Source organism: Serratia sp. BNK-10, assembly GCF_047456065.1.
Lineage (GTDB): Bacteria > Pseudomonadota > Gammaproteobacteria > Enterobacterales > Enterobacteriaceae > Serratia > Serratia ureilytica.
Genome location: NZ_CP179894.1, coordinates 4,228,913 through 4,255,141 on the forward strand (window position 1 = coordinate 4,228,913; position 26,229 = coordinate 4,255,141).

General features: G+C 59.4%; 33 protein-coding genes and 1 tRNA gene. 5 read left to right on the forward strand and 29 right to left on the reverse strand.

Annotation, left to right across the window (positions count from 1 at the left end; genetic code table 11):
* The first annotated feature begins 63 nt into the window (after nt 1-63).
* Nucleotides 64-708 carry a glycerol-3-phosphate 1-O-acyltransferase PlsY gene (gene plsY, locus ACMGG9_RS20255; RefSeq protein ID WP_033644590.1) on the forward strand — a complete coding sequence of 215 codons (645 nt, stop codon included), beginning with the start codon at nt 64-66 and terminating at the stop codon, nt 706-708.
* Nucleotides 709-738: 30 nt separating this feature from the next.
* Here plsY and tsaD read toward each other — a convergent pair whose 3' ends face one another.
* On the reverse strand, nt 739-1,752 hold the full coding sequence (gene tsaD, locus ACMGG9_RS20260) for a tRNA (adenosine(37)-N6)-threonylcarbamoyltransferase complex transferase subunit TsaD (RefSeq protein WP_004937199.1): 1,014 nt from the start codon (nt 1,750-1,752) through the stop codon (nt 739-741).
* Nucleotides 1,753-2,077: 325 nt separating this feature from the next.
* On the opposite strand from tsaD, the gene rpsU reads away from it, so the two are divergent.
* The 3 genes from rpsU to rpoD all read left to right on the forward strand — a co-directional run bounded on the left by rpsU (nt 2,078) and on the right by rpoD (nt 6,177).
* On the forward strand, nt 2,078-2,293 hold the full coding sequence (rpsU, locus tag ACMGG9_RS20265; RefSeq protein WP_001144069.1) for a 30S ribosomal protein S21: 216 nt from the start codon (nt 2,078-2,080) through the stop codon (nt 2,291-2,293).
* A 136-nt stretch (nt 2,294-2,429) separates the two neighbouring features.
* Complete coding sequence (gene dnaG, locus ACMGG9_RS20270; RefSeq protein WP_025304325.1) at nt 2,430-4,178, forward strand: DNA primase; 1,749 nt, start codon at nt 2,430-2,432, stop codon at nt 4,176-4,178.
* A 157-nt stretch (nt 4,179-4,335) separates the two neighbouring features.
* A complete protein-coding gene (rpoD, locus tag ACMGG9_RS20275) occupies nt 4,336-6,177 on the forward strand; it encodes an RNA polymerase sigma factor RpoD (protein ID WP_025304326.1) in 1,842 nt (613 codons plus the stop codon).
* Nucleotides 6,178-6,232: 55 nt separating this feature from the next.
* Here the strand turns inward: rpoD and ACMGG9_RS20280 are convergent, their stop codons facing one another.
* A complete protein-coding gene (locus ACMGG9_RS20280) occupies nt 6,233-6,685 on the reverse strand; it encodes an ester cyclase (RefSeq protein ID WP_033651285.1) in 453 nt (150 codons plus the stop codon).
* A gap of 16 nt (nt 6,686-6,701) precedes the next feature.
* Nucleotides 6,702-7,190, reverse strand: coding sequence for a G/U mismatch-specific DNA glycosylase (mug, locus tag ACMGG9_RS20285; protein ID WP_033644588.1), 489 nt, complete (start codon nt 7,188-7,190; stop codon nt 6,702-6,704).
* Between the two features lie 146 nt (nt 7,191-7,336).
* Here mug and ACMGG9_RS20290 point away from each other — a divergent pair.
* Nucleotides 7,337-7,412 (forward strand) — tRNA-Ile (locus tag ACMGG9_RS20290).
* 158 nt (nt 7,413-7,570) lie between these two features.
* Here ACMGG9_RS20290 and ACMGG9_RS20295 read toward each other — a convergent pair.
* From ACMGG9_RS20295 to ACMGG9_RS20420, 26 genes are all read right to left on the reverse strand, one after another.
* Nucleotides 7,571-7,801: a DNA-binding transcriptional regulator gene (locus tag ACMGG9_RS20295; RefSeq protein WP_071998163.1), complete on the reverse strand. Its 231-nt coding sequence runs from the start codon at nt 7,799-7,801 to the stop codon at nt 7,571-7,573.
* Between the two features lie 90 nt (nt 7,802-7,891).
* Nucleotides 7,892-9,040 carry a phage late control D family protein gene (locus tag ACMGG9_RS20300; protein WP_414161669.1) on the reverse strand — a complete coding sequence of 383 codons (1,149 nt, stop codon included), beginning with the start codon at nt 9,038-9,040 and terminating at the stop codon, nt 7,892-7,894.
* Nucleotides 9,037-9,522 (reverse strand): phage tail protein, encoded by a 486-nt coding sequence (locus tag ACMGG9_RS20305; RefSeq protein ID WP_015379102.1) that lies wholly within the window; start codon nt 9,520-9,522, stop codon nt 9,037-9,039. Before ACMGG9_RS20305 ends, ACMGG9_RS20300 begins: the two co-directional genes overlap by 4 nt.
* 4 nt (nt 9,523-9,526) lie before the next feature.
* Nucleotides 9,527-12,373, reverse strand: a complete 2,847-nt coding sequence (locus ACMGG9_RS20310; protein ID WP_414161670.1) for a phage tail tape measure protein — start codon at nt 12,371-12,373, stop codon at nt 9,527-9,529.
* Complete coding sequence (locus tag ACMGG9_RS20315) at nt 12,366-12,488, reverse strand: GpE family phage tail protein (RefSeq protein ID WP_023456045.1); 123 nt, start codon at nt 12,486-12,488, stop codon at nt 12,366-12,368. The genes ACMGG9_RS20310 and ACMGG9_RS20315 overlap by 8 nt, the downstream gene beginning before the upstream one ends.
* Nucleotides 12,489-12,520: 32 nt before the next feature.
* A complete protein-coding gene (locus ACMGG9_RS20320; protein WP_176326324.1) occupies nt 12,521-12,802 on the reverse strand; it encodes a phage tail assembly protein in 282 nt (93 codons plus the stop codon).
* Between the two features lie 54 nt (nt 12,803-12,856).
* Entirely contained in the window at nt 12,857-13,366 is a 510-nt protein-coding gene (locus ACMGG9_RS20325) for a phage major tail tube protein (RefSeq protein WP_023447563.1), read from the reverse strand.
* A 15-nt stretch (nt 13,367-13,381) separates the two neighbouring features.
* Nucleotides 13,382-14,551 (reverse strand): phage tail sheath protein, encoded by a 1,170-nt coding sequence (locus ACMGG9_RS20330; protein ID WP_076740387.1) that lies wholly within the window; start codon nt 14,549-14,551, stop codon nt 13,382-13,384.
* Between the two features lie 276 nt (nt 14,552-14,827).
* Complete coding sequence (locus ACMGG9_RS20335; RefSeq protein ID WP_256353154.1) at nt 14,828-15,274, reverse strand: tail fiber assembly protein; 447 nt, start codon at nt 15,272-15,274, stop codon at nt 14,828-14,830.
* Nucleotides 15,253-17,949, reverse strand: coding sequence for a phage tail protein (locus tag ACMGG9_RS20340; RefSeq protein ID WP_342133970.1), 2,697 nt, complete (start codon nt 17,947-17,949; stop codon nt 15,253-15,255). Before ACMGG9_RS20340 ends, ACMGG9_RS20335 begins: the two co-directional genes overlap by 22 nt.
* A 9-nt stretch (nt 17,950-17,958) precedes the next feature.
* Entirely contained in the window at nt 17,959-18,492 is a 534-nt protein-coding gene (locus ACMGG9_RS20345; protein WP_414161671.1) for a phage tail protein I, read from the reverse strand.
* The gene (locus ACMGG9_RS20350; protein ID WP_342133969.1) at nt 18,485-19,393 is read right to left on the reverse strand and encodes a baseplate assembly protein; all 909 of its coding nucleotides are present in this window, start codon (nt 19,391-19,393) and stop codon (nt 18,485-18,487) included. The genes ACMGG9_RS20345 and ACMGG9_RS20350 overlap by 8 nt, the downstream gene beginning before the upstream one ends.
* 4 nt (nt 19,394-19,397) lie before the next feature.
* Nucleotides 19,398-19,748, reverse strand: a complete 351-nt coding sequence (locus ACMGG9_RS20355; RefSeq protein ID WP_033639346.1) for a GPW/gp25 family protein — start codon at nt 19,746-19,748, stop codon at nt 19,398-19,400.
* Complete coding sequence (locus ACMGG9_RS20360; protein WP_154231760.1) at nt 19,745-19,885, reverse strand: hypothetical protein; 141 nt, start codon at nt 19,883-19,885, stop codon at nt 19,745-19,747. Before ACMGG9_RS20360 ends, ACMGG9_RS20355 begins: the two co-directional genes overlap by 4 nt.
* A 10-nt stretch (nt 19,886-19,895) precedes the next feature.
* The gene (locus tag ACMGG9_RS20365) at nt 19,896-20,525 is read right to left on the reverse strand and encodes a phage baseplate assembly protein V (RefSeq protein WP_414161672.1); all 630 of its coding nucleotides are present in this window, start codon (nt 20,523-20,525) and stop codon (nt 19,896-19,898) included.
* 73 nt (nt 20,526-20,598) lie between these two features.
* Entirely contained in the window at nt 20,599-21,045 is a 447-nt protein-coding gene (locus ACMGG9_RS20370; RefSeq protein WP_414161673.1) for a phage virion morphogenesis protein, read from the reverse strand.
* On the reverse strand, nt 21,032-21,508 hold the full coding sequence (locus ACMGG9_RS20375; protein ID WP_414161674.1) for a phage tail protein: 477 nt from the start codon (nt 21,506-21,508) through the stop codon (nt 21,032-21,034). Before ACMGG9_RS20375 ends, ACMGG9_RS20370 begins: the two co-directional genes overlap by 14 nt.
* Nucleotides 21,480-21,713: an Rz1-like lysis system protein LysC gene (gene lysC, locus ACMGG9_RS20380; RefSeq protein WP_414161675.1), complete on the reverse strand. Its 234-nt coding sequence runs from the start codon at nt 21,711-21,713 to the stop codon at nt 21,480-21,482. The genes ACMGG9_RS20375 and lysC overlap by 29 nt, the downstream gene beginning before the upstream one ends.
* Nucleotides 21,604-22,032, reverse strand: coding sequence for an Rz-like lysis system protein LysB (gene lysB / locus ACMGG9_RS20385; RefSeq protein ID WP_414161676.1), 429 nt, complete (start codon nt 22,030-22,032; stop codon nt 21,604-21,606). The genes lysC and lysB overlap by 110 nt, the downstream gene beginning before the upstream one ends.
* Nucleotides 22,029-22,541: a lysozyme gene (locus tag ACMGG9_RS20390; RefSeq protein WP_414161677.1), complete on the reverse strand. Its 513-nt coding sequence runs from the start codon at nt 22,539-22,541 to the stop codon at nt 22,029-22,031. Before ACMGG9_RS20390 ends, lysB begins: the two co-directional genes overlap by 4 nt.
* On the reverse strand, nt 22,525-22,734 hold the full coding sequence (locus tag ACMGG9_RS20395) for an HP1 family phage holin (RefSeq protein ID WP_031231709.1): 210 nt from the start codon (nt 22,732-22,734) through the stop codon (nt 22,525-22,527). The genes ACMGG9_RS20390 and ACMGG9_RS20395 overlap by 17 nt, the downstream gene beginning before the upstream one ends.
* Nucleotides 22,735-22,738: 4 nt before the next feature.
* A complete protein-coding gene (locus ACMGG9_RS20400) occupies nt 22,739-22,942 on the reverse strand; it encodes a tail protein X (RefSeq protein WP_015379118.1) in 204 nt (67 codons plus the stop codon).
* Nucleotides 22,942-23,430, reverse strand: a complete 489-nt coding sequence (locus ACMGG9_RS20405) for a head completion/stabilization protein (protein ID WP_414161678.1) — start codon at nt 23,428-23,430, stop codon at nt 22,942-22,944. The genes ACMGG9_RS20400 and ACMGG9_RS20405 overlap by 1 nt, the downstream gene beginning before the upstream one ends.
* Nucleotides 23,431-23,523: 93 nt before the next feature.
* On the reverse strand, nt 23,524-24,183 hold the full coding sequence (locus tag ACMGG9_RS20410) for a terminase endonuclease subunit (RefSeq protein WP_033649039.1): 660 nt from the start codon (nt 24,181-24,183) through the stop codon (nt 23,524-23,526).
* A 2-nt stretch (nt 24,184-24,185) separates the two neighbouring features.
* Nucleotides 24,186-25,370 carry a phage major capsid protein, P2 family gene (locus ACMGG9_RS20415; RefSeq protein ID WP_414161679.1) on the reverse strand — a complete coding sequence of 395 codons (1,185 nt, stop codon included), beginning with the start codon at nt 25,368-25,370 and terminating at the stop codon, nt 24,186-24,188.
* Nucleotides 25,371-25,412: 42 nt separating this feature from the next.
* The gene (locus ACMGG9_RS20420; RefSeq protein WP_414161680.1) at nt 25,413-26,228 is read right to left on the reverse strand and encodes a GPO family capsid scaffolding protein; all 816 of its coding nucleotides are present in this window, start codon (nt 26,226-26,228) and stop codon (nt 25,413-25,415) included.
* Nucleotide 26,229 lies beyond the last annotated feature (1 nt).

The window sequence follows — 26,229 nt, forward strand, 5'->3', positions numbered from 1 at the left end:
GGAATGTGCGTATTATCCATAGATGTTGCGAGTAAAACGACCATTATTAAACGGAACCGCGTTATGAGTGCTACCGCGCTTGGCATGATTATCTTCGCGTATCTGTGCGGCTCGATTTCGAGCGCGATCCTGGTTTGCCGGATCGCCAGGCTGCCGGACCCGCGTGAACATGGCTCAGGAAACCCCGGGGCGACCAACGTCCTGCGCATCGGCGGCCGGCTGGCGGCGGCGGCGGTGCTGGTGTTCGATATTCTGAAAGGGATGTTGCCGGTCTGGCTGGCCTACAAACTCAATGTGCCGCCGCTGTATCTGGGCCTGACGGCGATCGCCGCCTGTCTTGGGCACATCTATCCGGTGTTCTTCCACTTCCGCGGCGGTAAAGGCGTGGCGACGGCGTTTGGCGCCATCGCGCCTATCGGCTGGGATCTGACCGGCCTGATGACCGGCACCTGGCTGCTGACGGTGTTGCTCAGCGGCTACTCTTCGCTCGGCGCCATCGTCAGCGCGCTGATCGCCCCGTTCTACGTCTGGTGGTTCAAACCGCAGTTCACCTTCCCGGTGGCGATGCTCTCCTGCCTGATCCTGATGCGGCATCACGACAATATTCAGCGCCTGTGGCGCGGCCAGGAAGGCAAGATTTGGGGCAAGTTCCGCAAGAAGAAAAACGACGCGGATGAGGATAACGGCGACCAGCCGAAAGACGAATAACGTAAGGGCCGTATAATCCGGCCCTTTGTTTTATACCGCAGGCAGTTCCGCCAGCGGCCAGCGCGGCCGCACCGACACGCTCAGCTCCGGGTTGGCGCCGCTCTTCAGCCGCACCATGCCGGCATAGGCGATCATCGCGCCGTTGTCGGTGCAAAATTCCGGGCGGGCATAGAACACTTCCCCGCCGCGTTTCTGCATCATCTCCGCCAGTTTGGCGCGCAACGTGCGGTTGGCGCTCACGCCGCCGGCCATCACCAGGCGTTTGAAGCCGGTTTGCTCCAGCGCGCGTTTGCATTTGATCGCCAGCGTATCCACCACTGCATCCTCGAAGGCGCGGGCGATGTCGGCACGCGTCTGATCGTCGTTGCCGTTGGAGCGGATGGTGTTGGCGGCGAAGGTTTTCAGGCCGGAGAAGCTGAAGTCCAGCCCCGGACGATCGGTCATCGGCCGCGGGAAGGTGAAACGCCCCGCCGTGCCCTGCTGCGCCATCTTCGACAGCATCGGCCCGCCGGGATAATCCAGGCCGAGCAGCTTGGCGGTTTTGTCGAACGCTTCGCCGGCGGCATCGTCGATCGACTCGCCCAGCAGTTCATATTCACCGATGCCGGTGACGCTGATCAGCTGAGTGTGGCCGCCGGAGACCAGCAGCGCGACGAACGGGAACGCCGGCGGGTTATCTTCCAGCATCGGCGCCAGCAGGTGGCCTTCCATATGGTGCACCGGCACCGCCGGCACGTTCCAGGCGAACGCCAGCGCACGCCCGACGGTAGCGCCGACCAGCAACGCACCTACCAGGCCCGGCCCGGCGGTATAAGCCACGCCGTCGATATCGGCCGGGGTCAGGTTGGCCTCTTTCAGCGCCGCCTGAATCAGCGGCACGGTTTTGCGCACGTGATCGCGGGAGGCCAGTTCCGGCACCACGCCGCCGTAGTCGGCGTGCAGCTTCACCTGGCTGTATAATTGGTTGGCCAACAAACCGGTTTGATCGTCATACACTGCAATTCCGGTTTCATCGCAGGACGTTTCTATACCCAGTACTCGCATTACATTTCCCATCATTCACGTGCGGCCGCCAGTCTACCACATTCCGCCGCATTTACCGCCGATGCGGCGCATCTTGTCACCGGCTTGCGCCTATGTCGATGATTCATCCAGAAAATGCCCGAGCGATTAAACACGAGCATTTTTTTCTGATTAGTCTATAATCAGCGCCCGGTGCAAAATTGCGCACGTTGCGGCAGAGCGACGCGGGTTTCAATTTGCGGTGATGCTTTACAAAGCAGCATCCATTGGAGTAAAATTCCGCACCATTTTGAAAAGGCTGGCGCTTGGCCAGCAGCAAACCGAATTTTATTGAGGTGAGAGGCACATGCCGGTAATTAAAGTACGTGAAAACGAGCCATTTGACGTTGCTCTGCGTCGTTTCAAACGCTCTTGCGAAAAAGCGGGTGTTTTAGCTGAAGTTCGTCGTCGTGAGTTTTATGAAAAACCAACTACCGAACGTAAACGCGCTAAAGCTTCTGCTGTGAAACGTCACGCGAAGAAACTGGCTCGCGAAAACGCACGCCGCACTCGTCTGTATTAATTCTTCGGGGGCAACCCCACCGCGTGAATTTCTGATTTTCAAAATCGCGCAGACCGAGTAGTTGCATACGAAGGCCGTGCTTTCCGAAAGGAATGCGCGGCTTGTTCTCGTTTATAGGCTAATGAAGTAAGGGCTTATGGCTGGACGAATTCCGCGCGTATTTATCAATGACTTGCTGGCTCGCACCGACATCGTCGATTTGATCGACGCCCGCGTGAAGCTCAAGAAGCAAGGCAAGAACTACCACGCGTGCTGTCCGTTCCACCACGAAAAGACGCCTTCATTTACCGTTAATGGCGAAAAGCAGTTTTATCACTGTTTTGGGTGTGGTGCGCACGGCAACGCCGTCGACTTTTTGATGAATTACGACCGACTCGAGTTTGTCGAAACCATCGAAGAGCTGGCGACCATGCACGGGTTGGAAGTGCCTTACGAAGCGGGCACCGGGCCGACCCAGATCGAACGCCATCAGCGCCAGAGCCTATACCAACTGATGGAACAGCTCAGCGCGTTCTATCAACAGTCACTGCAGCAGTCCTCCGGGGCGCCGGCGCGCAGCTATTTGCAGCAGCGCGGATTAAGTGACGACGTTATTCGCCATTTCGCCATCGGCTTCGCGCCGGCGGGATGGGACAACGCCCTGAAGCGTTTCGGCCGCGACGCCGACTCGCGCCGCGCATTGAACGATGCCGGCATGCTGGTGACTAACGATCAGGGGCGTTCGTACGACCGTTTCCGCGAACGGGTGATGTTCCCCATCCGCGACAAGCGCGGGCGCGTCATCGCCTTCGGCGGCCGCGTGCTGGGCGACGGCATGCCCAAGTACCTGAACTCGCCGGAAACCGAAGTTTTCCATAAGGGCCGCCAACTGTATGGCCTGTATGAAGCACAGCAGAATCACCCAACCCTGCAGCGGCTGCTGGTGGTGGAAGGGTATATGGACGTGGTGGCGTTGGCGCAATTCGGCATCGATTATGCCGTCGCCTCGCTCGGAACCTCGACGACGGCTGAACACATTCAGCTGCTGTTCCGCGCCACCGACAACGTCGTCTGCTGTTACGACGGCGACCGCGCCGGCCGCGAAGCGGCCTGGCGGGCGCTGGAAACCGCGCTGCCGTACCTGAACGACGGGCGCCAGCTGCGGTTCATGTTTTTGCCCGATGGCGAAGACCCGGACACCCTGGTGCGCAAGGAAGGCAAAGAAGCCTTCGAACAGCGAATGGAGCAGGCGCAGCCGCTGTCCACTTTCCTGTTCGAAAGCCTGCTGCCGCAGGTGGATTTGAGCAGCCCGGACGGGCGCGCCAAGCTGAGCACGCTGGCGCTGCCGCTGATTACTCAGGTGCCGGGCGAAACGTTGCGCTTGTACCTGCGTCAGGAGCTCGGCAACAAGCTGGGGCTGCTGGACGACAGCCAGCTCGACAAGCTGATGCCCAAGCAGGCTGAAAATGCGAATCCTTATCAGGCGCCCCAGCTAAAACGCACAACCATGCGTATACTGATAGGGTTACTGGTGCAAAATCCGCAGTTGGCTACACTTATCCCTTCGCTGGAAGGGTTGGAGCAGACCAAACAGGCGGGATTGCCGCTGTTCGTCGAACTGGTGCAGACCTGTTTGGCGCAGCCGGGCCTGACAACCGGGCAATTGCTGGAGCTGTATCGCGACAACAAATTCAGCCAGCAGCTTGAAACCTTGGCGACCTGGAACCATATGATCGTTGAGGACATGGTCGAACAGACCTTTTTGGATACGTTGGCCAGCCTGTACGACTCGGTGCTCGAGCAACGGCTGGAAACGCTGATCGCGCAGGCCAGAACGCGCGGCCTGAGCCCGGAGGAACGTGAAGAAGTCCGTTCCCTCAACCAGGTTTTAGCGAAGAAAAACTGAATACCAAACGGCTTAAGTGCCGATAATTGCGAGGGCAGAGCCCTGCACAGTGCCGCCATAGTGGGCCGCGGCGATAACGAAAACGCCCCAAATGCTATTGTTGGCGGTTTCGCCGACCGACACCAACCTAAATACTCTGAAGTGTGGATACCGTCTTATGGAGCAAAACCCGCAGTCACAGCTGAAGCTACTTGTCACCCGTGGTAAGGAGCAAGGCTATCTGACCTATGCTGAGGTCAATGACCATCTGCCGGAAGATATCGTCGACTCCGATCAGATCGAAGACATCATCCAGATGATTAACGACATGGGCATCCAGGTGATGGAAGAAGCACCGGACGCCGATGACCTGCTGCTCGCCGAAAACTCGAACAGCACGGACGAAGATGCGGAAGAAGCCGCCGCACAGGTTCTGTCCAGCGTGGAATCCGAAATCGGCCGCACCACCGACCCGGTGCGCATGTACATGCGCGAAATGGGTACCGTCGAACTGCTGACGCGCGAAGGCGAAATCGACATCGCCAAGCGCATCGAAGACGGCATCAACCAGGTGCAGTGCTCGGTTGCCGAATACCCGGAAGCCATCACCTACCTGCTTGAGCAGTACGATCGCGTCGAAGCGGGCGAAGCGCGCCTGTCCGATCTGATCACCGGCTTCGTCGATCCTAACGCGGAAGAGGACATCGCCCCAACCGCGACCCACATCGGTTCCGAACTGTCGAGCGAAGAGCAAGACGACGACGAAGAAGATGAGGATGCCGAAGACGACGACACCGAAGACGACAACAGCATCGATCCTGAGCTGGCGCGTCAGAAGTTCGCCGAACTGCGCGATCAGTATGAAGCGACGCGTCTGGTGATCAAAAAGAACGGCCGCAGCCACGCCAGCGCCGCGGACGAGATCCTGAAGCTGTCTGAAGTGTTCAAGCAGTTCCGCCTGGTGCCGAAACAGTTCGACTTCCTGGTCAACAGCATGCGCACCATGATGGATCGCGTTCGCACCCAGGAACGCATCATCATGAAGCTGTGCGTTGAACAGTGCAAAATGCCGAAGAAAAACTTCGTCACCCTGTTCGCCGGCAACGAAACCAGCGACTCCTGGTTCGAAGCCGCACTGGCGATGGCCAAGCCATGGTCGGAAAAGCTGAAAGACGTTGCTGAAGACGTGCAGCGCAGCCTGCAGAAACTGCGTCAGATCGAAGAAGAAACCGGCCTGACCATCGAGCAGGTCAAAGACATCAACCGTCGCATGTCGATCGGTGAAGCGAAAGCTCGCCGCGCGAAGAAAGAGATGGTTGAGGCCAACCTGCGTCTGGTTATTTCCATCGCCAAGAAATACACCAACCGCGGCCTGCAGTTCCTGGATCTGATCCAGGAAGGCAACATCGGCCTGATGAAAGCGGTAGACAAGTTCGAATACCGCCGCGGCTACAAGTTCTCGACGTACGCCACCTGGTGGATCCGTCAGGCTATCACCCGCTCCATCGCCGACCAGGCGCGCACCATCCGTATTCCGGTGCATATGATTGAGACCATCAACAAGCTCAACCGTATTTCGCGCCAGATGCTGCAAGAGATGGGCCGCGAGCCGACGCCGGAAGAGCTGGCCGAACGCATGCTGATGCCGGAAGACAAGATCCGCAAGGTGCTGAAGATCGCCAAAGAGCCAATCTCGATGGAAACGCCGATCGGCGACGACGAAGATTCGCATCTGGGCGACTTCATCGAGGATACCACCCTCGAGCTGCCGCTGGATTCCGCGACTTCGGAAAGCCTGCGTTCCGCCACCCACGACGTGTTGGCCGGCCTGACCGCGCGCGAAGCGAAAGTGCTGCGCATGCGTTTCGGCATCGACATGAACACCGACCACACGCTGGAAGAGGTTGGCAAGCAGTTTGACGTTACCCGTGAGCGTATTCGTCAGATCGAAGCCAAGGCGCTGCGCAAGCTGCGTCACCCAAGCCGCTCCGAAGTGCTGCGCAGCTTCCTGGACGACTAAGTCCAGCGGTTGCACTCAAAACAAAAACCCCGGCCTGCCGGGGTTTTTTTATGCCTCAGAACATGCTGTTGCCGCTGGCGGTCTTCTCCGGCACCGGCTGCGTCACGTCCCAGTGCTCAACGATTTTTCCGGCGCTGTCGAGACGGAAGATATCGATGATCGCCGCGGTTTTACCGGCCTCGCGTCCGCTGACCTCCACATGCAGAATCACGTAGTCGCCGTCGACGAACGCCTGTTTTACCTCACTGTGCGAGTTGGGGTAACGCGTTTTCAGCAGCTCGACAAATTGACGAAAACCCGCCACGCCGTCTTTGGCGTTGGGGTTATGCTGCTTGTACTGTTCCCCCAAAAACGGCCGCGCCGCCGCAAAATCCTTGTTGTTCAGCCCCTGCCGATAAAACTCCAGCACGTTCTGCTTGTTGCGCGCTTCCTGTGGCGAATGCCCCGCCTGTGCAGCGCCGGTCACCAATAACAGCGCCATCACACAGCCTTTCATTATCGATGTCATCGCATACTCCCTTGTGTCATTGCAGCGCCAGGAACAGCTCGCGATAGCTGGCGGTAAGCTGCTCCAGCGTGGCGCGGTTCAATCCGCTGGGGTTGGGCAATACCCACACCTCGGTTTGCCCCAGCATCATCGCCTGCTTGCCCCAGGGCGCGTTTTTCACCCCGAAGGCGGTGGTGAACGCCTGCTTGCCTAAAATCGCCAGCGCGCGCGGCTGGTAGCGCAGGATCTTCTCTTGCAGCGCCTCACCGCCGCTGCGCAACTCGTCGCGCGACAGCTCGCTGGCCGCCACCGTCGGGCGCGCCACCAGCGCGGTAATGCCGCAGCCGTTATCCTTCAGCTGCTGCCACTGCTCCGGTGCCAACTGGCTCTCGGTAAAGCCGGCCTGATGGATCACCTTCCAGAAGCGGTTGCTGCCGTTGGCGAAAGGGTAGCCCTGATGGGCGGAAGAAAGGCCGGGGTTGATGCCGCAAAACACCACCCGCAGGCCAGGCGCCAGAAGTTCCATGAGTATTGTGAGTCCATTGCAGGGATTTACTGCGGTTATCGCAAAATCCGCCAGCAATTACAACAGGCTAGAACTGCGCAGAAAAGCAACATACGGGCGGGTAACAGTAGACCGCCGCTTAAGGATTCCCTATAATCTCGCGGCTTGGCCCCTTAGCTCAGTGGTTAGAGCAGGCGACTCATAATCGCTTGGTCGTTGGTTCAAACCCAACAGGGGCCACCAAATTTTAGCTTTAAAATCATATAGTTAAGCCACCTCTTGAGGTGGCTTTTTTATTATCACAAATCACAGTGGCGATGAAATGGCGATGGGTTTTTGCCGCCACTTTGCTTTAGACATAAAAAAGCCCGCACTAAGCGGGCTATTTTTCTATGGGCTGATTACATCCACATAACCTGTTGCTGTCCTGCCACACTGGCACCGACCGGATGCGGCGGCACTGCATCTACCTGCCCCGGCGTCATGATCGCGCTATCATAGGTTTCCATCGTTTTAAACGTGTGACCGCAGTTAATATTTTGGCACTGATGATAACGCTCTTTCGTGTGTTGACTCAGGTAACGACTAGTGCGGGCATGTGCCGCTGTTCTGCATAACGGGCAATGAAACATGATTAATTCCTCGTCACTAACACTGTTGCCGCCGATAATACCTCTCAGGACTCGAAACAGAATAAACTTTAAGTGAATTTACAATTCACTTTATGTGACATCATAATTCACATCCGACAGCAAAACCTCAAACTCCAGTGCCGTCGTAAAACCGCCGTTACTCAAATTGTGCGTAACTTTGCTCACTATCCAGTCTTGCGCATCGATCGCCGCTTTAAACCCGCTGACGCGTACCGGCGTTTCCGGCGTGATGTTAGCCCACCCCATGGCGAGCGACAGTGAGAACTCAGCCACACCGCGCTGAAGCTTTTCCCACTTGGCCTGTGCGGCGCGCATTGCGGCGGCCTTGGTGGCGTAAATTTTGGTGATCGCAAACACGTTATCGTCAGCCCCCACCAGATAATCGCCTTTCGCCGCCTCCGCCGGTTTCCCCGGTTTTTTGCTGCTGCCCGGCTTCGCCTTCGGGTGTTGCAGCGCGCGCAAATGCTGCTCTTTCGGCTTGCGCTGCAGCTTCACTTTCTTCGGCTTCGGCTGTTTTGTATTGAGCCAGCTCGCCGTCACGCCGGTATATGCATCCCGATCGGCAATGCTGAAACTGTGCTGATCGCCATCCTGCCGGGTGATGGTATACACCGGCAATGGCTTCCCGCCTACCGTGGCGCCGTTCCCCGGTCGCAACAACAGCAGAGCGCCATTTTTCACCGCCGCCACTGCGCCGTTGAGCGTTGCAAGTCGGGTAATAAATGCCGCATCCGTCTCCTGCGTCTGGTCAATATGGCTGATTTTGATGGTGCCCAGACCGGCGGCCAGCGAGGCTTTCAGCTTATTACGCGCAGCCACCTTCTGCACAATGTCGCCCAGGGTGGTGTCGTGGTAGGACTCATCGCGCCGGGTGTTCAGCGAGCCGCGAAAATCCGCACTACGCGCGCGAATAGTCAGCGTGTCCGGCGCGCCCCGGTGTTCGACCTCATCGACCGTAAACTGGCCTTTTGGCGTCAATGGCGAGCCTTGCCAGCCGAGCGCTAGCGACAGCACCGCATTGCGCTGAGGCATCGCCATCAGTCCGTCGCTGTCGTCCAGCTCGATGTCGAGCTGGTCGGCCTCAAAGCCCCGGTTATCCGTCAGCGATAGAGAAATCAGCCGCTTGCGGATGTTCTGCGTGATGTCGTTATCCTGCAGCAACAGCGAGAAATCCGGGGCAACTCGCGCCCCGGCTGGCAGGCTTACGCCGGTGATCATGATAACAACCCTCCCATAGCACCGGCGGCCTTCCCGGCCATCTCTCCGGCTTTATCGTACAGTTCCCCGGCCTGCTGGCGCAGATCGCCAAACATCGCAGACAGGGACTCATCGACCCGCTTCAGGTTGAGCGTGAACTCTGTGCGACGCGGGCTGCCGTCGGCGAAAAACTCGGAATGCGTTTCAGAAATCGACTCGATCACAAACATGCCGTAAATCGTGCCGGTGCCTTCAATCAGCGGCCACGCCCGGCCCTGTTCGGCCATCAGTTGCAGCGTCAGCAGTGACCAACGGCCGCCGGTGATCTCCGGCAGCAGCACCCCGGACAGCGTGATTTTTTCCTCATCCATCCCCAGAAATTGCGCCGCCGGGCGCAGGCCAACGCGGGCGTTGCTCGGCCAGCGATATTCCGCGTTGCGGCTCATGGATTGATACGGCAGCGTCTGCAGCATAAAAACAAACAGGCCCAGCGTTAACATCATGGTTTTACCCTTCGTAGTTCATGCGACTGCGCGCGGCGGCCGCTTGTTTGCGTCGTTCGGTCTCAAGCTGGCGCGAGACTTCACGCGCAATGGAGGCCGCATCTTGACCGGGGGCGCCGTACACCTGAATCGTGATCGGGGCTGGCGCCATGGCAGGTGCCGCTGCCGGGGCCGACGCCATCACCGGCGTTGACAGCGATAACATTGCCGCCGACAGCGCCGCCGTTTTCCGGCGCCCGGTGACATTGGCCGGGCCGTTGACAATCTCCGGGCCACGCTCGCCGACGATGCCGAACTGGCCGCGCGGGATAATGCCGCCCTTGTCGAATGCCCCTGCATAGCCCGGCCCCGGCATCAGCTCAGGCGCCGGGCGATTGTATGAAATCGCCGGGTTAACCTCCGCCTCATCGTCGCCAAACGTCATCCAGTCCGGCAGCATATCCGTGAGGCTGGAAAACTTGTCTTTCAGCGCCTGCCAGCGCTCGCTAATGCCGTCAATGACCCCGTTAATCATGTTCATCCCGGCTTCTTTGAACTGCCCCGGAAGCGCTTTAGCCCCGTTTACCAGCCCCTCCCATTTGCCATTAAGCCAGCTGGTCAGCCGATCCCATGCCTGAACCGTGGCGGCGCTCAGCGCCAGCCATGCCGCGTTAACACGCTCGCCAATGGTGTCCCAGACGGCGGCGGCACGCTCTGCAATGCCGCTCGCAACGCCCCAGATGCCGGTCAGCAGGCCGGGCAATCCGCCCAACAGCTGCAGCGGCAGGCTCAATCCGGCCGCGACCCATTCACCGAACATGCGCCCATAGCGCGCGGCGGTCTGGAGTTCGGCCTGTGAAGATTTCACCGGCTCGAGCAGCTTGCCGAACCACTGCCACACGTTGCGCACCATGCTAAGCAGCGGCGTAAATGCGCCTGCCAGCGGGACAAGCGCGGCGCGCATCGGCGCGAAAGCGGCGCTGAAGCCTTCGCCGATGCCCGTCAAAAAGGCGCTGATAGGCTCCCAATATTTACGGATAGTCAACGCCACACCGGCAATCACCGCCGCCGCCGCAACCACCGGCAAGGTGATCACACTGAATGCGGCCGCAATCCCGGCGCCGACGGTGGTAAAGACCGTTCCCAGCAGCCCGGCCCCGGCGATCAACATATTGACCCCGGCCATCACCGGCCATGCAATAAGGCCCAGCGCAGCGAGGCCACCGATCAGGGCCGTAACGCCCGCCGTGACTTTCACCAATGTGCCGACCAGCTCAGGATTGGCCTTCACCCATGCCCCTGCCTTGGTGAGCCATTCAGTGGCGGAAACCGTGAGTTTGCGCAGCGCTGAGTTCTGGCCGTCGAACACCTCAATGCGAACATCTTCCCACGCCGAAAACAGGTTTTTCAGGTCGCCGTCGAGGTTGTCCACTTTCACTCGGGCAATCTGGGCCGTCGCCCCTTTTGACTGGGTGACGGTGCTGTGTTTTTCGCTCAGCTTGCCGTTACCGGCGGCGTCAATCAGCTTGATAGCGCCTTTCATCGCCTCTTCGCCGAAAATGACTTTCAGGTATTCGGCCTGCTGCGCGGTGCCGAGCTTGTTGGTTTTAAACGAGCCGTTAATTTTCTTGAGGATGTTCGCGATCGGCAGCATGTTCCCTTTGCCGTCCTTTGTTTTTACGCCCAATTCTGACAGCGCATCAGCCGCCTGTCCGACGGGCGCCTGTAACCGCGTAAACATCGCGCTGGCCGCCGTACCGGCCATAGACCCCTTGATGCCGTTATCGGCCAACACGCCCAGCAAGGCGGTGGTGTCCTCGATACTGGCCCCGGCAGCCTCGGCGATCGGCGCGACGTACTTCATCGCCTCGCCAAAATCCATCAGGTTACTGTTCGAGCTGGTGAAACCTTTGGTCATCACGTCCGCGACGCGCTGGATCTCGTCTATCGGCATGTTGAACGCCGATTGCATGTTGGTGATGATGTCGGCCGCGTCGGCGATGTCCAGATCGGAGGCCAGCGCCAGATTGACCGTTGACTCGGTCGATTTCAGAATGGCATCGCCGTTAAAGCCGGACTTGGCGAGCACCGATTGCGTGCGGGCGACGTCCGTCGGCGAAAACGCGGTCGTGGCGCCAATATCCCGCGCCTGCTGGCGAATGGCGGCCAGTTGCTTGTCATTTTTCGCCAGCCCTAACGTGGCTTGCGTGTCTGACATCTGCCTGTCGAACTGCACCCCCGGCGCAATAAATGCCCCTTCAGCGACCAGCCCGGCGGTAGCGATACCCAGCCCGGCCGCGCTGGTATTACGGACAGCCGCAGTTGCCGATTGCCCGGCCCGGTAACGCGCGCCGACGCGGTTAACCTGCTCTTGTTTCTTGCTCAGGCGTTCCAGCTCGCCGCGCTGGCGGCCCAGCGCTGCCGTGGCTTCACTGGCGCTGGCCTTCAACCGGCGCTGTTCAGCGCTCAGGTTCCGGGTAGCGATGCCGTCAGCGTTGAGCGCGTCACGCTGGCGCTGCACCGACTGGCGCAGGCCGTTGTATTTCGTCTGCAGCTCGGCGGCGGCGCGCTTCGACGCCTCAAGCAAGCGCGCTTGCTGCGCCGTGGGTTTTTCCGTCGCCTTGAACTGGACGGCCAGCGCGGCCGCCTCTTCCTTGGCTTTCTTCAGTGCCTTGCCGGTAACGGCAAGCTGCCCCTGCGCCTTGCGAAAGCCCTCAATCCGGGCGCTTTGCGCGTCCAGAGCCTTGAGGGTTTGTTGCGTGGTTTTGATATTACCGGCAAGCTGTTTGCTTGCCTGTTGGATACTCTTTAGCGGGCGGGTGGCTTGGTCTACGGCCTTCAGCAGCACCTGTAGCTGCAGGCTTTTACTCATCGTGATTAACTCCGCTGCGTTGCAGTGCCAAATGGCGCCAGTTCAACAGCTCCGTGAGCGTCATTCCGGCCATTTCAGACGGCGGCCAGTGGAAGATCACCGCGATGTCCGCCATCAAGTCATCAACGCCCAGCCGGGCGTCGGGGATTACACCGCCGAGTTCGGCGACAAAAAACCGACCACTTTCCCGGCAAACGCCACCAAATCCGGCAGCTCAAGGCGCGCGCATTCTTCTTTGGTCAGGTTCGGCACGGTCACGCGCGGCAGCACAACCAGCAGCGCGTCAACATCGGCATTGGCGAGCGCCGCCAGCCCGACGCCGCGCAGCGCGCTCGCGTTCGGTTTAATCACCTGCACATCGGTGATGGTGGTTTCACCCCGCTTGATCGGGGTGTCGAGGGTAACGGTATTTTCTTTTGCGTCTTTCATGGTGCTCTCTCAAATCAGGGGGAAAAGGGCCAGCCCGGCGGGCTGGCGCAAAAATTACAGGCCGATCGCCTTGCGATGCTCGGCCAGCCGGTCAACGCCGTTGACCTTTTCGACCATGTTCACGGTATCGACCTCGATCAGCTCTTTGCCGTCCACGGTCAGCTTGAAGTAAGTACACTCGGTGGAAACCTTCGTTTCGGTATCCTCGCCCTGCTTGTACTCGCCAAAATCGATTTCCTTGTGGCGGCCACGCATCACCACTTCCACAGCGGACACCTCGCCGGTGTCGTCACGCTGGAATGAACCGGCAAAGCGCAGCGGCACGGCATCGACGGCGCCCCACTGCTTCAGCACCAGCTCATCAATGCCGCCCATCGACCACTCAACGGCCAGCGCGTCATCGTCCAGCCCCATATCGATGGAGGCCGCGCCGTTCATGCCGCCGCCCCGGTATTTCTCCAGCTTGCGGGTGAGCTTCGGCAGCGTCAGCGAGGACACCACGCCCATGTAGCTGTAGCCGTCGTTGAAGAGGTTCAGGTATTTCAGTTTTTTCGGCAGTGCCATGTTCTAACGTCTCCTTTAGCGGTTCACGGATGCCGCAAACGTCGCCAGATAGCGATCGGTGATGCGCTGGCGCAGGGTTAAATCTTCCAGCGGTGGCACCGGCGTGTAGTCGTAATCGATAAACAGCTTGCCCGCCTTCAGGGTTTCGACGGTGTTGGCGCTTTCGTCGTACCAGCAATTACCGTCGATAATCAGCCCGGCGGATTTCAGCTCACGGAATTTCGCGTTGATGCCGTCAATCATGTCGCGCACCAGCGTAGGCGTCACCGGGCGGTCAACGGCCCATAGGTGCGCCTCAGCCATCGTGTCGGCCAGCACCTGCGCGGTGCGGGTATAGTTCTCGAACATGAACAACGGATCATCAGAGCAGGTGCGGGAACCCCAGAATTTAAAGCCGTCTTTGCGGATCAGTGTGGTAACGCACGCCTCGTTTAACAGATCGGCATCGGTGCCGGGCGCCTGCAAATCCCAGAACACGCTGGCGGTGATGCCGGTCACGCCGTTAACGCCGACGTTTGAAAGCGTCTTATGCCAGCCGGTTTCCGTGTCGATTTTGGCACGCAGGCCCAGCGCGCGGGCGGTGGCGTAGGCGATGTCGCTCTGGTTGGCGGTGGTGTTCCAGCTGACAAAATCCGGCCAGATCAGCATCAGCTCGCGCTGGCTGAAATTGTCGCGGTACTTGGTAGCCTCCTGCACGGTTTTGCAGCCGTAGGCGCTGATATAGCCGAACGCGCGCAACTGCTGACAAATCCCGGCGAGCGCCGTCGCTACCTCCTGATTATCCAGCCCCGGCACGCCGAGGATGCGCGGCTTAACGCCAAGTTCTGCCTGCGCAGATAACAGCGCTTTCATGCCGGTGTAACGGCCTTCGGCATTCGCGCCGCCGATGATGTTTGAGGTGGTTTCCGCCGCGTCTTTGCCGGTGGCAACGCGAACAACCACCGTGACCGGCTTCGCCTGTTCGGCGATCGCCCGCAGCGACGCCGCCAGCGTGCCTTTTTTACCGGCCTTGCCGGAGGCGGCCAGCACATCGGTGATCAGTACCGGGGTATCGAGCGGGAAAACCGACGCGTCGGCATCCTCCGCCGTGCAGACCATGCCGACGATTGCCGTCGATACGGTGGAAATAACGCGGGTGCCGTCGTTGATTTCGACGACGCGCACGCCGTGATGATAATCGCCCATTAATTTGCTCCGGGTGGTGAGTAGGTGCAGGCATGATGACGCCCGGCACGCCGGGCCGCACGCGCTGGGTGCTGGAAGGCCGACCAGACAACAGGCCGGGCCGGATTGGGGGATTTTGAGGAAATAACGATCGTTCGCGCCGATCAATAACGCCGTATTGATCTATGCAATCAATTGGACGGATTTTAGCCGGACGGGGTAAGGTCGAAAGGTAACGACGCGGCAACATCAGGGAACGCCGCAAACAAAAAGCCCGCATCGCTGCGGGCTTTTTTCTTAGGCGCCGGGCGTCACCGGCCAGTCAATATCCGGCGCGTCCTGCGGGTTAATGCGGCTCAGCTGCACTCGGTAGATTTTCCAGAGTTTGAGCTGCGCGGCTTCTTCCTCCGTCGCCATCCCCAAATCATTCGCATCCTGCAACGGTGCCAACGCCTTTCCGGCCAACATCATCAACGACGCTTTACGGCGCTCAGCACTGGCGCGCTGTTGCTCGGCAGTCGGTGGCGGGATGTCTACCCAGCATGGCCGCCCCTTCGCTGATCCACGCTGTTTCCCCTCCGGCGGCTGGCCGGTGAACGCCTGAAAAACAGCTTCATCAACATCAATACCGTCGTCAGGCCAAGCCCCGACGGCGACGTAATCTTCCAGCATCGCTAGCGGGTAAAACGCATTCTTTTCAGCACTATAGACATACATATTTTTTATTTCCCAATCGCGAACCACGTCATGCCACTATCCCAATCGGTGCGCACGTCGTTGCTGTAACATTGTTTGTTCCAGTTAAAACCCTGCGTGTTATGGCTGCCAAGCTGCACACCATAATCGTAATACTGATCCCAAGTGCTTCTGTCCGGCCAAGCGGGCGTCATCAGGATCGGCCCCACCCATTGGGTAAACGGGATGTTGAACGACTGCCACAGGTTCGCACTTTCGTTAATCCCCTTAGTGTATGTCCTGCCATATTGGATCAAGATGCCGGTGTTCTCGTCTCGCCACCACCCCGGCCCTTCATGCGTTCGGTTTGCAAAGGAATTCCAATCAACGCGGCCGTTAATATTGTTGTTCAGCCAGTCACTTAGATAGCCGCCCCATTTTGAACCCTGAATATTTCCGTCAGGGTGCCACGTCGTCCCGCTGGAGGTGGTGATCGCAGGCCATTTACCACCGATATGAATACCCGACTCAAAAGCGGCGCCGCCGGTTCTGACATCCACAGAGAACGGACGCAGGGCGTTGAATGTGCCGTATTGGTCATTTTCGTTTGTCAGCAGCAGATAAAGCCGGTTGCCGTCATTGCGCCAGAAGGAACCGAACCCGCCGCCGACCATGCGATAATTATCAATATGGGTAGATTGGATCTCCGCGCTGGTCTTTAGCGTCCCGGTTAACTGCCCGCCGGTCTTCGCCAGATAGCGGCCATCTGCTTCGGTTTTATTCCAGGCGTTAACGTCACCGGCCAACAAATTCACATCAGCGGACAACGGCTTACCGTTCACCTTGATAGAGCGCAGCGCGTATTTCTGGGCCGCCTGCGCGTCGGTCAGCGCGCCGACATCTGCCGCCGTCGGTTTGTAGTCCGTGGTGTATACCTGCGCCCACTTCCGGGCTGTTTCCGGGGTGTCATCACGCATCGAGCGTAACCAGAAATCCGTATTGCCGGAGCCGATCGCAAACTGCACATTGCGATAACGATTTAATTTGAAGGTCAGCAGATTGCCGACCGCTCCATTCATCGGATAACCCTTCGATTGGGCCGCCAATTGCTCCAGCGTGAATCCGTTCGGCCGCGTCAGGTCATCGTCGGCATTTACCGGCGGCGCGGACTCGCTGGGGAATGCCACGCGCGGCAGGTTTAGCGTGTTGCTCATCGTGTCGCCGGTGCGCTTCACATAGCGGCCGTCAGCTTCGGTCTTATTCCATGCGTTGACATCACCGGCCAACAGGTTAACGTCCGTAGACAGCGGCTTGCCGTTCACCTTGATAGAGCGCAGCGCGTATTTCTGCGCGGCCTGTGCGTCCGTCAGTGCGCCGACATCTGCCGCCGTCGGTTTGTAGTCCGTGGTGTACACTTGCGCCCAACGCATTGAGGCAGGGCTATCTTTTCGCAGTGATCGCAAGTAAAACGCCAGATCGCCGGAGCCGACCGCAAACTGAACGTTGCGGAATTCGTTCACTTTGCCGGTAAACAACACCCCCATGCCGCCCGGCACGGGATAGCCTTTGTTGGCCGTGGCAACCAATGATTCAACGGTAAAACCGTTCTCACGGTTCACATCAGTATCGGCGTTAGCGGTATTTTCGTTCGGGAACACGACACGCGGCAGCGCTAACGGGCCGCTCATTGTGTCGCCGCTCTGTTTTACAAATCGGCCATCGGATTCTGTTTTACTCCATGCGCCAACGTCTGCCGCCGTCGGTTTAAACTTCGTCGTGTAAGCCTGAAACCACACCACCCCATTACTGGGGATGTTCGAACGGCCAAAGAATGCGTTGCCGTTGTTTTGTACCGCCATATACGCCCCCGACGGGCCGCCGTCGCAGGGCAAACTCAGCACGCCATAAACATCGCCGCCCGGCGTATTCTTTGACGAACTATTAACCCGGTAGATTTCAGCCTGATTGCAATACGCATCTTCCCGGTGACGTGAGCCGCTTCCCAATCCAAATGCGCCGACCTCCATCAGTTGCCCGCCCTCTACCCCGACGTTTTTCGTCGCGGCCGTACCTAACGCCAGATTGCCACGCGCGGCGGCCTTGTCGGGCAAGTCGGACAGATTGGCGGCCTTTTTCATGCTGGCATCGCTGACCGTTTTAAGCGCCTTCGGCGTGCTGGCTTTCGTTTCGTCGGTACTGGTTGTCGCGCTGCTCAACTGTACCAGCCCTTTGGCTATGGTGCTGGCATCCGGGTGATTGCGGGTTTTCTCATGCGCGGCGATCGCCTCAGCCACAAAATCTTTTGTCGCCAGCACGGTGTCATCACCGGCGATCACCTGAATCGCTTCGGAACTGCTGACAATCAAAATCATGCGCAGCGTCTGCGTGCGGCCGCTACCTTCTGCCAGCTTCGGCTTGTAGCTCTCCGCCATATTGCTGACGGCAATCAGCGTCCCGGCCTCGTCATAGAGGCCCATTTCACGTAGCCACCACCCGCCGACGTTCGCCGGAATAATCATTTCGGCCAGAATGTGATTTTTCACTGCCTTATCAATAGCCAGCCCATTGAGCGCCGCACGGTGTTTCTCATTGACGAGCGTTGTTTGTGCCGGGTTAGGTGTCGGCAACGTGCCGTTTCCGTCGCCGACGGCCATAGAGACGATTTTCAACTGCGTGCCGCCCGCGCTGGCGGCGGCAATCTTGGCCGCCCCGGCGGTGGTAATAATCGCTTTGTATTTACTCATGATTTTCTCTTATCCGGGGTAAACGGTAATAACATCGCCATCAATGGCGGCCGCGCCGGTGTAAATCCGGCCGGGGATATCCTGCAAAATATTGAGGCCGATCAGGTGGCGGCTCAGGGGCTTGGCGTCGGCGATCAGGCGCTCCATTTCATGATACATTTCCTCGGTAATGCCGGTTTCCAGCACGCCAATATCCAGCCGGAAGGTGCCGGGCGGATCGGCGCCGTCGGTGTGGAACCATTCGATAACGTTAATCAGGTAGCCGAGCGGCTCCACCACGCGGCGCACGGCGCCGATGGTGCCCTTGTGCCGGTGAATGTAGAACGCAGCCGAAACCACGCCCCGCTTCACGTCCTCCGGCCACGCCTCATCCCATCTATCGACAGAGAACGCCCACGCAAGATAGGGCAGCAGATGCACCGGGCAGGTTTTCGGGTTCCACAAATCACGCAGGGGAACCGGCACGCGCTCCAGCTCGGCACACGCGGCAGCGGCGGCAACTTCCAGCGGTGATGAGCCGACAGGCAATAAGCGGTTAGTCATCGGCGCGCCCCGGTGTGATTTTCACGCCGGTGCAGTAACCCGCCTGCGTTTTATCCAGCACGATGTCGGTGGTCGGTTGAGCAACCTCAACACGTTCAACACCTTCTACGGTCAGCGCTGCGATGATGCCGGAGCGCCGGATGCTGCGGCCTAAGCGGCGCATGGTCAGCACATAATTTTGCAAACGTTGTTTCGCCTCCGTGAGGATCGGCGCAACCTCCGGGCCGGGATAGAGAAACAGCGTGGCATCAATGCCATAGCGGGTTATTTTGGCCGACTGCACGATGACCCGATCGGCGACCGGGCGCACATCCTCATCATTCAGCGCATCGCGAACAACCTGCAGCAATTCGGGGCTGGCGGTGCCGTCGCCGTCCCGTGACAACACGGTAACGGTCACGTTAGCCGGTGATGGGCTGATAGCCGTCACATCAGCCACCCGGCCATCGGCCGAGCGGGCGTGAAAACGGTAGGAACCGGCCGAACCGGCCGTACTCATCCCCTCAAACGCGTCTTGCAGGCGCAGGCGGTAATCTTCATCCGCTTCCATAACTGCCGGTGTCGGCGGGATGGTGCTCTCATCCGCCGGAGTGATCACAAGTCGCGGCGTGTTGGAGTTGGCGCCGAGCTGGTCGAGGTCTTCGCCGGTGGAATACGCCAGCATCACCGCTTTTGCGGCATCGTTGACGCGCTGGCGTAAAATCACCTCGCGGTAGGCGTTCTCCTGCAGCAGCTTAACGATCGGCTCCGACTCCAGCGCCAGTGTGCGCGCGACGGCCTCCCGCTGTTCCTCCGGGTAAAGCGAAATCAGCGTCGCCTTACGCTCTGCCAAAATGTCTTCATAATCCAGCACCTCAACGACGATCGGCGCGGGCAGCTGTGAAAGGTCAATCGTTGCCATGGTTTCAGCTCACAGGAACAGACAGCGACAGCGCGCCGGGGGCATCGGTGCGGGTGCCGGTGATGTCGATCACCATCTTGCCGTCATAGGTGGTATTAAAAGCGATGCCGGTCAGCTTGACGCGCGGCTCCCACGCCAAAATCGCGCTGTAGCAGGCGGCCATAATCTGCAGGCGCAGCGCGTCGTTCTGCGGCTGGTCGAGCAGCTCAGAGAGCAACGAGCCATAAGCCCGGCGCATCGGGCGCGAACCCTGCGGCGTGATCAGGATGTCCGCCACGGACTGGCGAATATGCTCGATGTCCGTCAGCGTGCGGCCGGTGCCTCGGTTCATGCCGATATATTTGGCGCTGTTCATGACAGCAGCAGCCCGATAAACAGGAACCAGCCCCAGCCGGACACTCCATTAAGAGCCAGCATGACAGCACCCGATAAGGCAATCGCAGCACCCAATCGAGAAACAAGAGCGGCCAAAATTACTGATAGGGTTTTCATACAGGTGTCCTCATGAGGGTTCATCGGTTCTCCCGCCGCCGGTCTGGACGCCGCCGTGGGTGTGCGTATCAACAACAACTCCGTTGGATGAGAACGAGCCGCCGCTATGCTCAATGTTCCCGCGCATCGCCCCGCCTTTTTGCACGTCCAGCGTGCCGGTGGTGAGCTTGTTGGTGCAGACCACCTCCGGCGCATCGAGCGTGATTTTTTCAGCCTTAACGATCACCACTTTGGTGCTGGCGGTGATGGACTCCGACGCCTGCACGTCAGCGGTTTTAATGCCGGACACGCTCAGCGCGCCGGTTTCCGGTTCATACTCGATGACCGCGCCATCCGGAAACGCGATATGCAGCGCATCCGCCGACGCAGACGGGGCCGGGAAGTCGTCAGAGAAAATGCCGCACAGTACAAACGCGGTATCGAGTTCGCCACCCAGCGCAAAGATCAGCACCTGCTCACCGACCGAGGGCGCCGACCAGCTGCGAGTACGCCCGGCGCGACAGGTTAGCCAGTTGAGCCAGTCGGTAAGATTGCCGCCGGTTTCGACGCGGCACAGGCCGTTATCAAGGTCAACGGTGCTCACGGTGCCGATGCGGATCAGGTTGCGCAGCAGGCGCAAAATGTCGTGTTGATTGTTCATGGCTTAAAGGATGCCGCCCGGCGCGGGCGGCGACAACGCGATGAGGTTGGAAGGCAGGAGGCACAACAGGGGGTTATTCTGCGAGGTGTTCTATCACGGCCGTTTCTATCATTTTGACGTCATCCGGGCCAAATCCCAGCAACGGACGGGCCTCATATTTTACCGCCTCGCTGTGCGGCGTCGGCCGATCGCGCAGGCCGTAATGGTGAACGTTTACCATGCGTTTCACACGCCCGACAAACTCAACCACGGCCGCATCGCTGTTGCCCTGGGCTTTCAGGTAGCGGGCCGTGCGCAGCTTGGAGAACATCGTCCGATCGCGCAGGCGCTTTTTGCTGCGAAGTCGAGTTTTGCGCGGCGCGTAAGGTGTGCCGTCCGGTGCCTGCTGGCGTTTGATATGTTGCTGTTGACCGGCGCGCAGTCGCTTTGACACGGCAACGGCCAGCGACTTACGCGACTGCGGCGACAGCTTGGCAATCAGCCCGGCAAGCCGGGTGTCAAAGGGGTTAAGCTCGCTCATGCCATTCACTCACTAATTCGCCGTGAACAAAGAGCTGCATCGGCCGCGTCACGTCCTCCGGTAACGGCGGCTCCGGCAGGTGCTCAACATGCAACGCGCCATCGCCTTGCTCGAGCACCAAAACACGTTCGGTCAGCTGCAGCGACACGCTGAAGTCGTAAGAGCCGTTGTTGTTAAAGTCGCTCGCAAAGGTGATCCCGGTGCGGCGCTTTTCCTCCGTTGCCATGATGTCCGGCTGGTTTTCCCGTAGCCATGCCTGAATCGGCACCATGATTAAATCCAGATCGCCGGTGTAGTCCAAAAACAGCAGGTTAAGCGTATAGCGATACTCATGGGACAACGAGGCGGCAAGCGTGGCGACCACATTGCCGCGTTCTACCCGCACTTGCAGATTTTCAGGGTTGCGCTGTAGCCACGGCAGGCAGCGTGTCAGCTCAGCGCGGAGCTGTTGCGGTTTTATCATCGTGTTGTTCCTGACAGTGTTTTATCGTTTCGACCTGCACTGCGCAGGCCGCCAAGGCGTTTTCAAGCTGGCGAATATCAGCGCTCAGATCGCCGTTAGTCGCCGGGCGGCTCGCCGGGATTTGGCACAGACTCACTTTCGGACAGCCAACGTAGATAATCCGCGGCGCCGGTGAAGCCGGGGCGCTGGTGCAGCCGGGCAACATCAGCAGGCAAAGCAGTGTTAAACCAATCGCGTAATTGCTGATTTTCATTGAGTAACCTCTGTATTTTCTGCTCGCGCGTCAGTGCCAGCCGGTGCGCGGCGGCGAGATCGTCCCTTAACTTTTCCTCTTCCTGCGCCAGCCGACCGGCGGCCGCCTGCAGCGTGTCGATCGCCGTGCGGGTATCCGCCAGCGCCGCCGCTATCCGGCCATTTTCTTGCCGGGCGCTTTCCAGCCGTTCCCCCAACGTGACAACCTGCCATTTCATCCAACCGGCGGCGACCAGCGCCAGCACCAGAAACCACCCGATCGCGCGGCTCATGGCGCGGCCCCGATCAGGCAGTGGGCCAGCTCCGCCGCCCGGCGCCGTTCCAGCCCCGGCGATTTGACGCCGTTGACGAATACCCAGCGCGGCAACTGCTGGCAGGCGCTGCGCCAGTCCTGCCGCTTGATGAAACCGGCCAGCGTAGAGCCGCAGGCGGCGGTAACGCCGACGTTAAAGGCAAAGGACACCACCGCGTCATAAACCGGCGGCGGCATCGTGACAGGCATACAGCTCCCTATGCCGCGCTCCACGCGATATACGTCGGCAACGAGGTTAACGGCGGCTTGGCGCTCGCTGATAACCTTGCCGGGCTTTACCCCGGCCGTGTGGCCGATGCCGCTTGTCCAGACACCCGCCTGACACTGGTAAGGGGATAAACGACAGCCCTCGAAATCGGCCAGCAGTCGCAACCCAGCCTCAGAGATCTGCAGCGCGCTGAATTGCGGCAGCAGCACCGCCAGCGCCAGCACGGCGGCCACACTGCAGCGTTTAGCGATTGAGTTCATCGTAAACCCTCCGGCTGACGCCTAACTTGTTCAACAGCTGGTAGCTTTTGCGGCGGTAGTACCAGTTAACGAGGAACGTGCCGACGCCCACGGCGGCGCCAACCATAAAGGCGATGTCCTGCGGTGAATATTTGCCGATCCACGCGAGGAACATCGCCACCGCGTAGGCTAAAAATGAGGTGATGCGCTCCATGTTTTTAATCCCATAAATTGACGGTTTCACGCTGCGGCGCGGCGGTCACGTCCGGCAGCTCAACCGGGTGGCCGTGGGGCAAAATCGCCCCGGCAGCGGCCAGCCCTTCATTTAGCGAATAGACCTGCTCAACCACGCCCTGCGTGCGCCCGTAGTAGCGCCAGCAAATCGCGTCAACGGTGTCGCCCTGCAGGGCGTAGACTCTCATCAGAGCAGCCCGATGATGCAGTGGCTACGCTCGGCCACGTTACTGATCGCGTTGCGGGCGTTGCGCCACAGCTCACCGATCGAGGCTTCAATCACATCAGCCCGGCGGCCGCCGGTGGCGGTGGTGTCGAAACTGCGGTATTGCTCCGAGAGCGTCGCCATGGTCATTACGCTGACCGCGTTGCGGTATTCGCTCACCCGCACGCTTTCGCCGTCGAGCTGTTCGCCCGGCACATCCTCAAGCCGCTGATAGCCGTCGGCCATCTGGTCGCGGCGGAAAGTGAACAGCTCGGCGTTCACTTCCGCGATCGCGCTTTTAATTGCCAGCCGCAGGCGCGGGGCGGTGATTGTGCCTTCAATGCGCATCACGTCGCGCACGTCCGCCGGGTCAATGTCCGGCCAGAAAAAGACGTTTTTAACGATCGGCTCATCCTCCGGGCGCGGTGCTGGCGCGTCCGGGCGTGGCCGTTGGATCACAACGGTGCTCATATGACCTCAGAAAGTTAGGGGGCGGTGGACGACGGCGTTGACGAGGTGAAACCTGTCGCGGCCGTCGTGCCGCCCGGCGCGGGGCGCGTTCTGTCAGCGGCTGGCGGCGGTGCGTATTGCCCGCTCCAGCCGTTCAATGTCTTTTTTCACGCCGCAGCCGTTATGCAACTGCAGCGCACGCTTAAGGTGGTTCAATGCCAGTTCAGCCCTGCCCGCCGCGCGCAAGACGTACCCGGTGATTTTGTGCAACTTGGCGCGCACTTGGTCGGGCATGTCTTCTGCGTCGGTGAGTTCCATCGTCTGCGTGAGGTGGTCAATGTTGACCGGCTCCCCGGCCTCAAAGGCGCGGGTGGCAGACTCGGCGACGTCTTCTGCGATGAGGTATGGCGTGGAGCGCGCGAAATTGCCCGGCGGCGCCAACTGGTAACGCAGCGCATAGCGGGCGATGTCCAGCGCGCCGGGAATGTCCCCGGCATCCAGACGCCAGATCATGACCGTCATCAGAATGGCGTCCTGCGCGCCGCGACCTTCGGCCAGCACACCGGCAACCCAGGGGGCATAGTCCGGCAGCAGTTGGCGCTTGAGTTCGGCCTTACGCTCTTGTGAGCGCACCTGTTTGAGCTTTCGCTTATCTTCATTGAGTTTAAGCATCATCCGTTCATAGCCGTTGGCGTGGCGCAGCGGGTCATTCTCCCGCTGCGCGGCCTCGACCGCTGACTGGCGCATAAGGTGACGGCGGGCAGGGCTGGTCATGGTTATTTACCGCCTTTCGCTTTGTCGTCTGCCGGTGCTTCCTCCGGGGCTTTCACCTCGGTATCAGCGGCAGGCTCCGCTGGTGCGGCGGCTACTTTGACCGCCTTAACAATGGCCTCGGCCAGCTCGGCGATTTCATCTTTTTTTGGTTCCGTCGGTAACAGCTTAATGTTCTCCACCAGACAGCCGCAGGCGTAATCCTCCACCACATAATCCTCATTGATGGATTCATAGTTTTCGATGCGGTCACGCTTCGAGTTTTCCACCATATGGCGTCGGTGCGTGTCCTCCTGCCAGTAGATCGACAGGTTATCCATGCGCGTAATCAGCAGCGCATCCGCCGGGAAGTACGGCACACGCACAGCAGGCAGGTTGCCGATGCGTTTCTGGCTGATAATCAGATCGGCGGCCAGCGCTTCGGTGTTGGGCTGTTCCTGATTGACCAGCGGGAAATACTTGTCGGCCAGCAACTGACGACCGCAGATTACTACCAGCTCCGGATCTTCCTGATACCAAGGTGCAATCAGGGTGTTGGTGGCATCCATCACCAGCGCGTCGAGGTTGGCGTAATCGCCACCGGCACCCACGCGGATGTTTTCAGACACCACACTGCCGTCCATACCCACGATTTTATTCATCACGCGGCCCGGCGCATTCTCGCGGTACTTCTGCAACCAGCCCGGCCCGATGTCTTGCAACAGCGGGAATTTGACGCGGTTGGAGGTTTTAGCGCGGTGAGTACCGTTAAAGCCGATCATGATGCGGTCAAGCGCCTGACGTTCAACAATTGCATCGCGTAAACGGGTCTGGAAATCCTGATAACGGGCCCACAGGTCAAGGGTGTTGTAGCGGATGTGGAAATCGTAATTCACCTGCTGGCAGAAATAGCCTTCTGCATCCAGCGAGGCAAAGTCGGCCGTTTCGCGTTCATCGCCGCCGGCGGTGTCGGTGGTGCTGGCGATGGAGCCGCTCACACCTAAACCAACTTTCTCTCCCTTCATTTCCTTAACCGGCACGATATTGATGCGGGTCAGGAACGTCGAGGAATCCTGTACGCGGGTCATGATGGTTTGCGTGACGGACGGCTCAACGCTGAATTTTTTATCCAGATCGCCGGTCGCTACGCCATTCAGTTCGGCGAGGCGAGACAGAAAAGCATTAAATTTAAAACGAGTTTGCTTGCGCATTTTTCTTCCTGTTTTTGTTCGGTTTTATCGGGTGTGACTGCCTTAGCAGTCGGTCAGCACGTCTTGCGCGCTATTGCCGCCGGTGGCCTCTGGGCGGGCCTGCTGGCTGAAATCTTCCGAGGTGGAAAGCTGGGCTTGCAGCACGCTGAACGCATTGCTGCCGGTTTCTACCTGTTGTCTGAGGTCGGCTACCTGCTCGCTCAGTGCAGCGAATGTCTCGGTAAAGCGGGTGTCCGCTTCCTGCAACTGCTCGGCCACGGTCATCACCGCGCTTTCCATCTCGCCAAAGCGCACATCGTCGGTGGCCTGCTTGCGGCTAAACATCGCTTTGATGCGGGCAGAGAATGAGGTTTCCGGGTCAGCGACCGGCTCAAAATCGAAACAGACTTCCAGCGGCGCGGAGAACTCGACGTTCTCGTGGCGGCGGCTGAACTCCAGCATGTCAGTGCCAAGGCTCGCCGGATCATCGGTGACGGCCAGCCCGACCAGATACGACTTGCCGGTCTTGGCGAAATCGCGGCGGATCTCCATCGAGGTAAACACCTTTTGGCCCGCGCCGACCATCGACACCAGATCGGCGGTCGGGGCCAGACTGGCATACAGCGCCCATTTGCCGTGCAACAGCGGTTCGTCCGGCTCGTCGATTTTCTCGGCCTTCAGCTCAACCACGCCGCCGTAACGACGGAAATAGCCATCCGGCAAAATCCCCTTGATGTGCTCCATGTTGATGCGGGCGCCGTACACCTTCGGGCTGTAGGTCGCGGCCATCTGCTGAATATCCGCAGCGCCGATCTCGCGGCCGTCAACGGTGTCGCCTTCAACGCCGATGCGGAAAAACTTAGTAACTTTCTTTGCCATG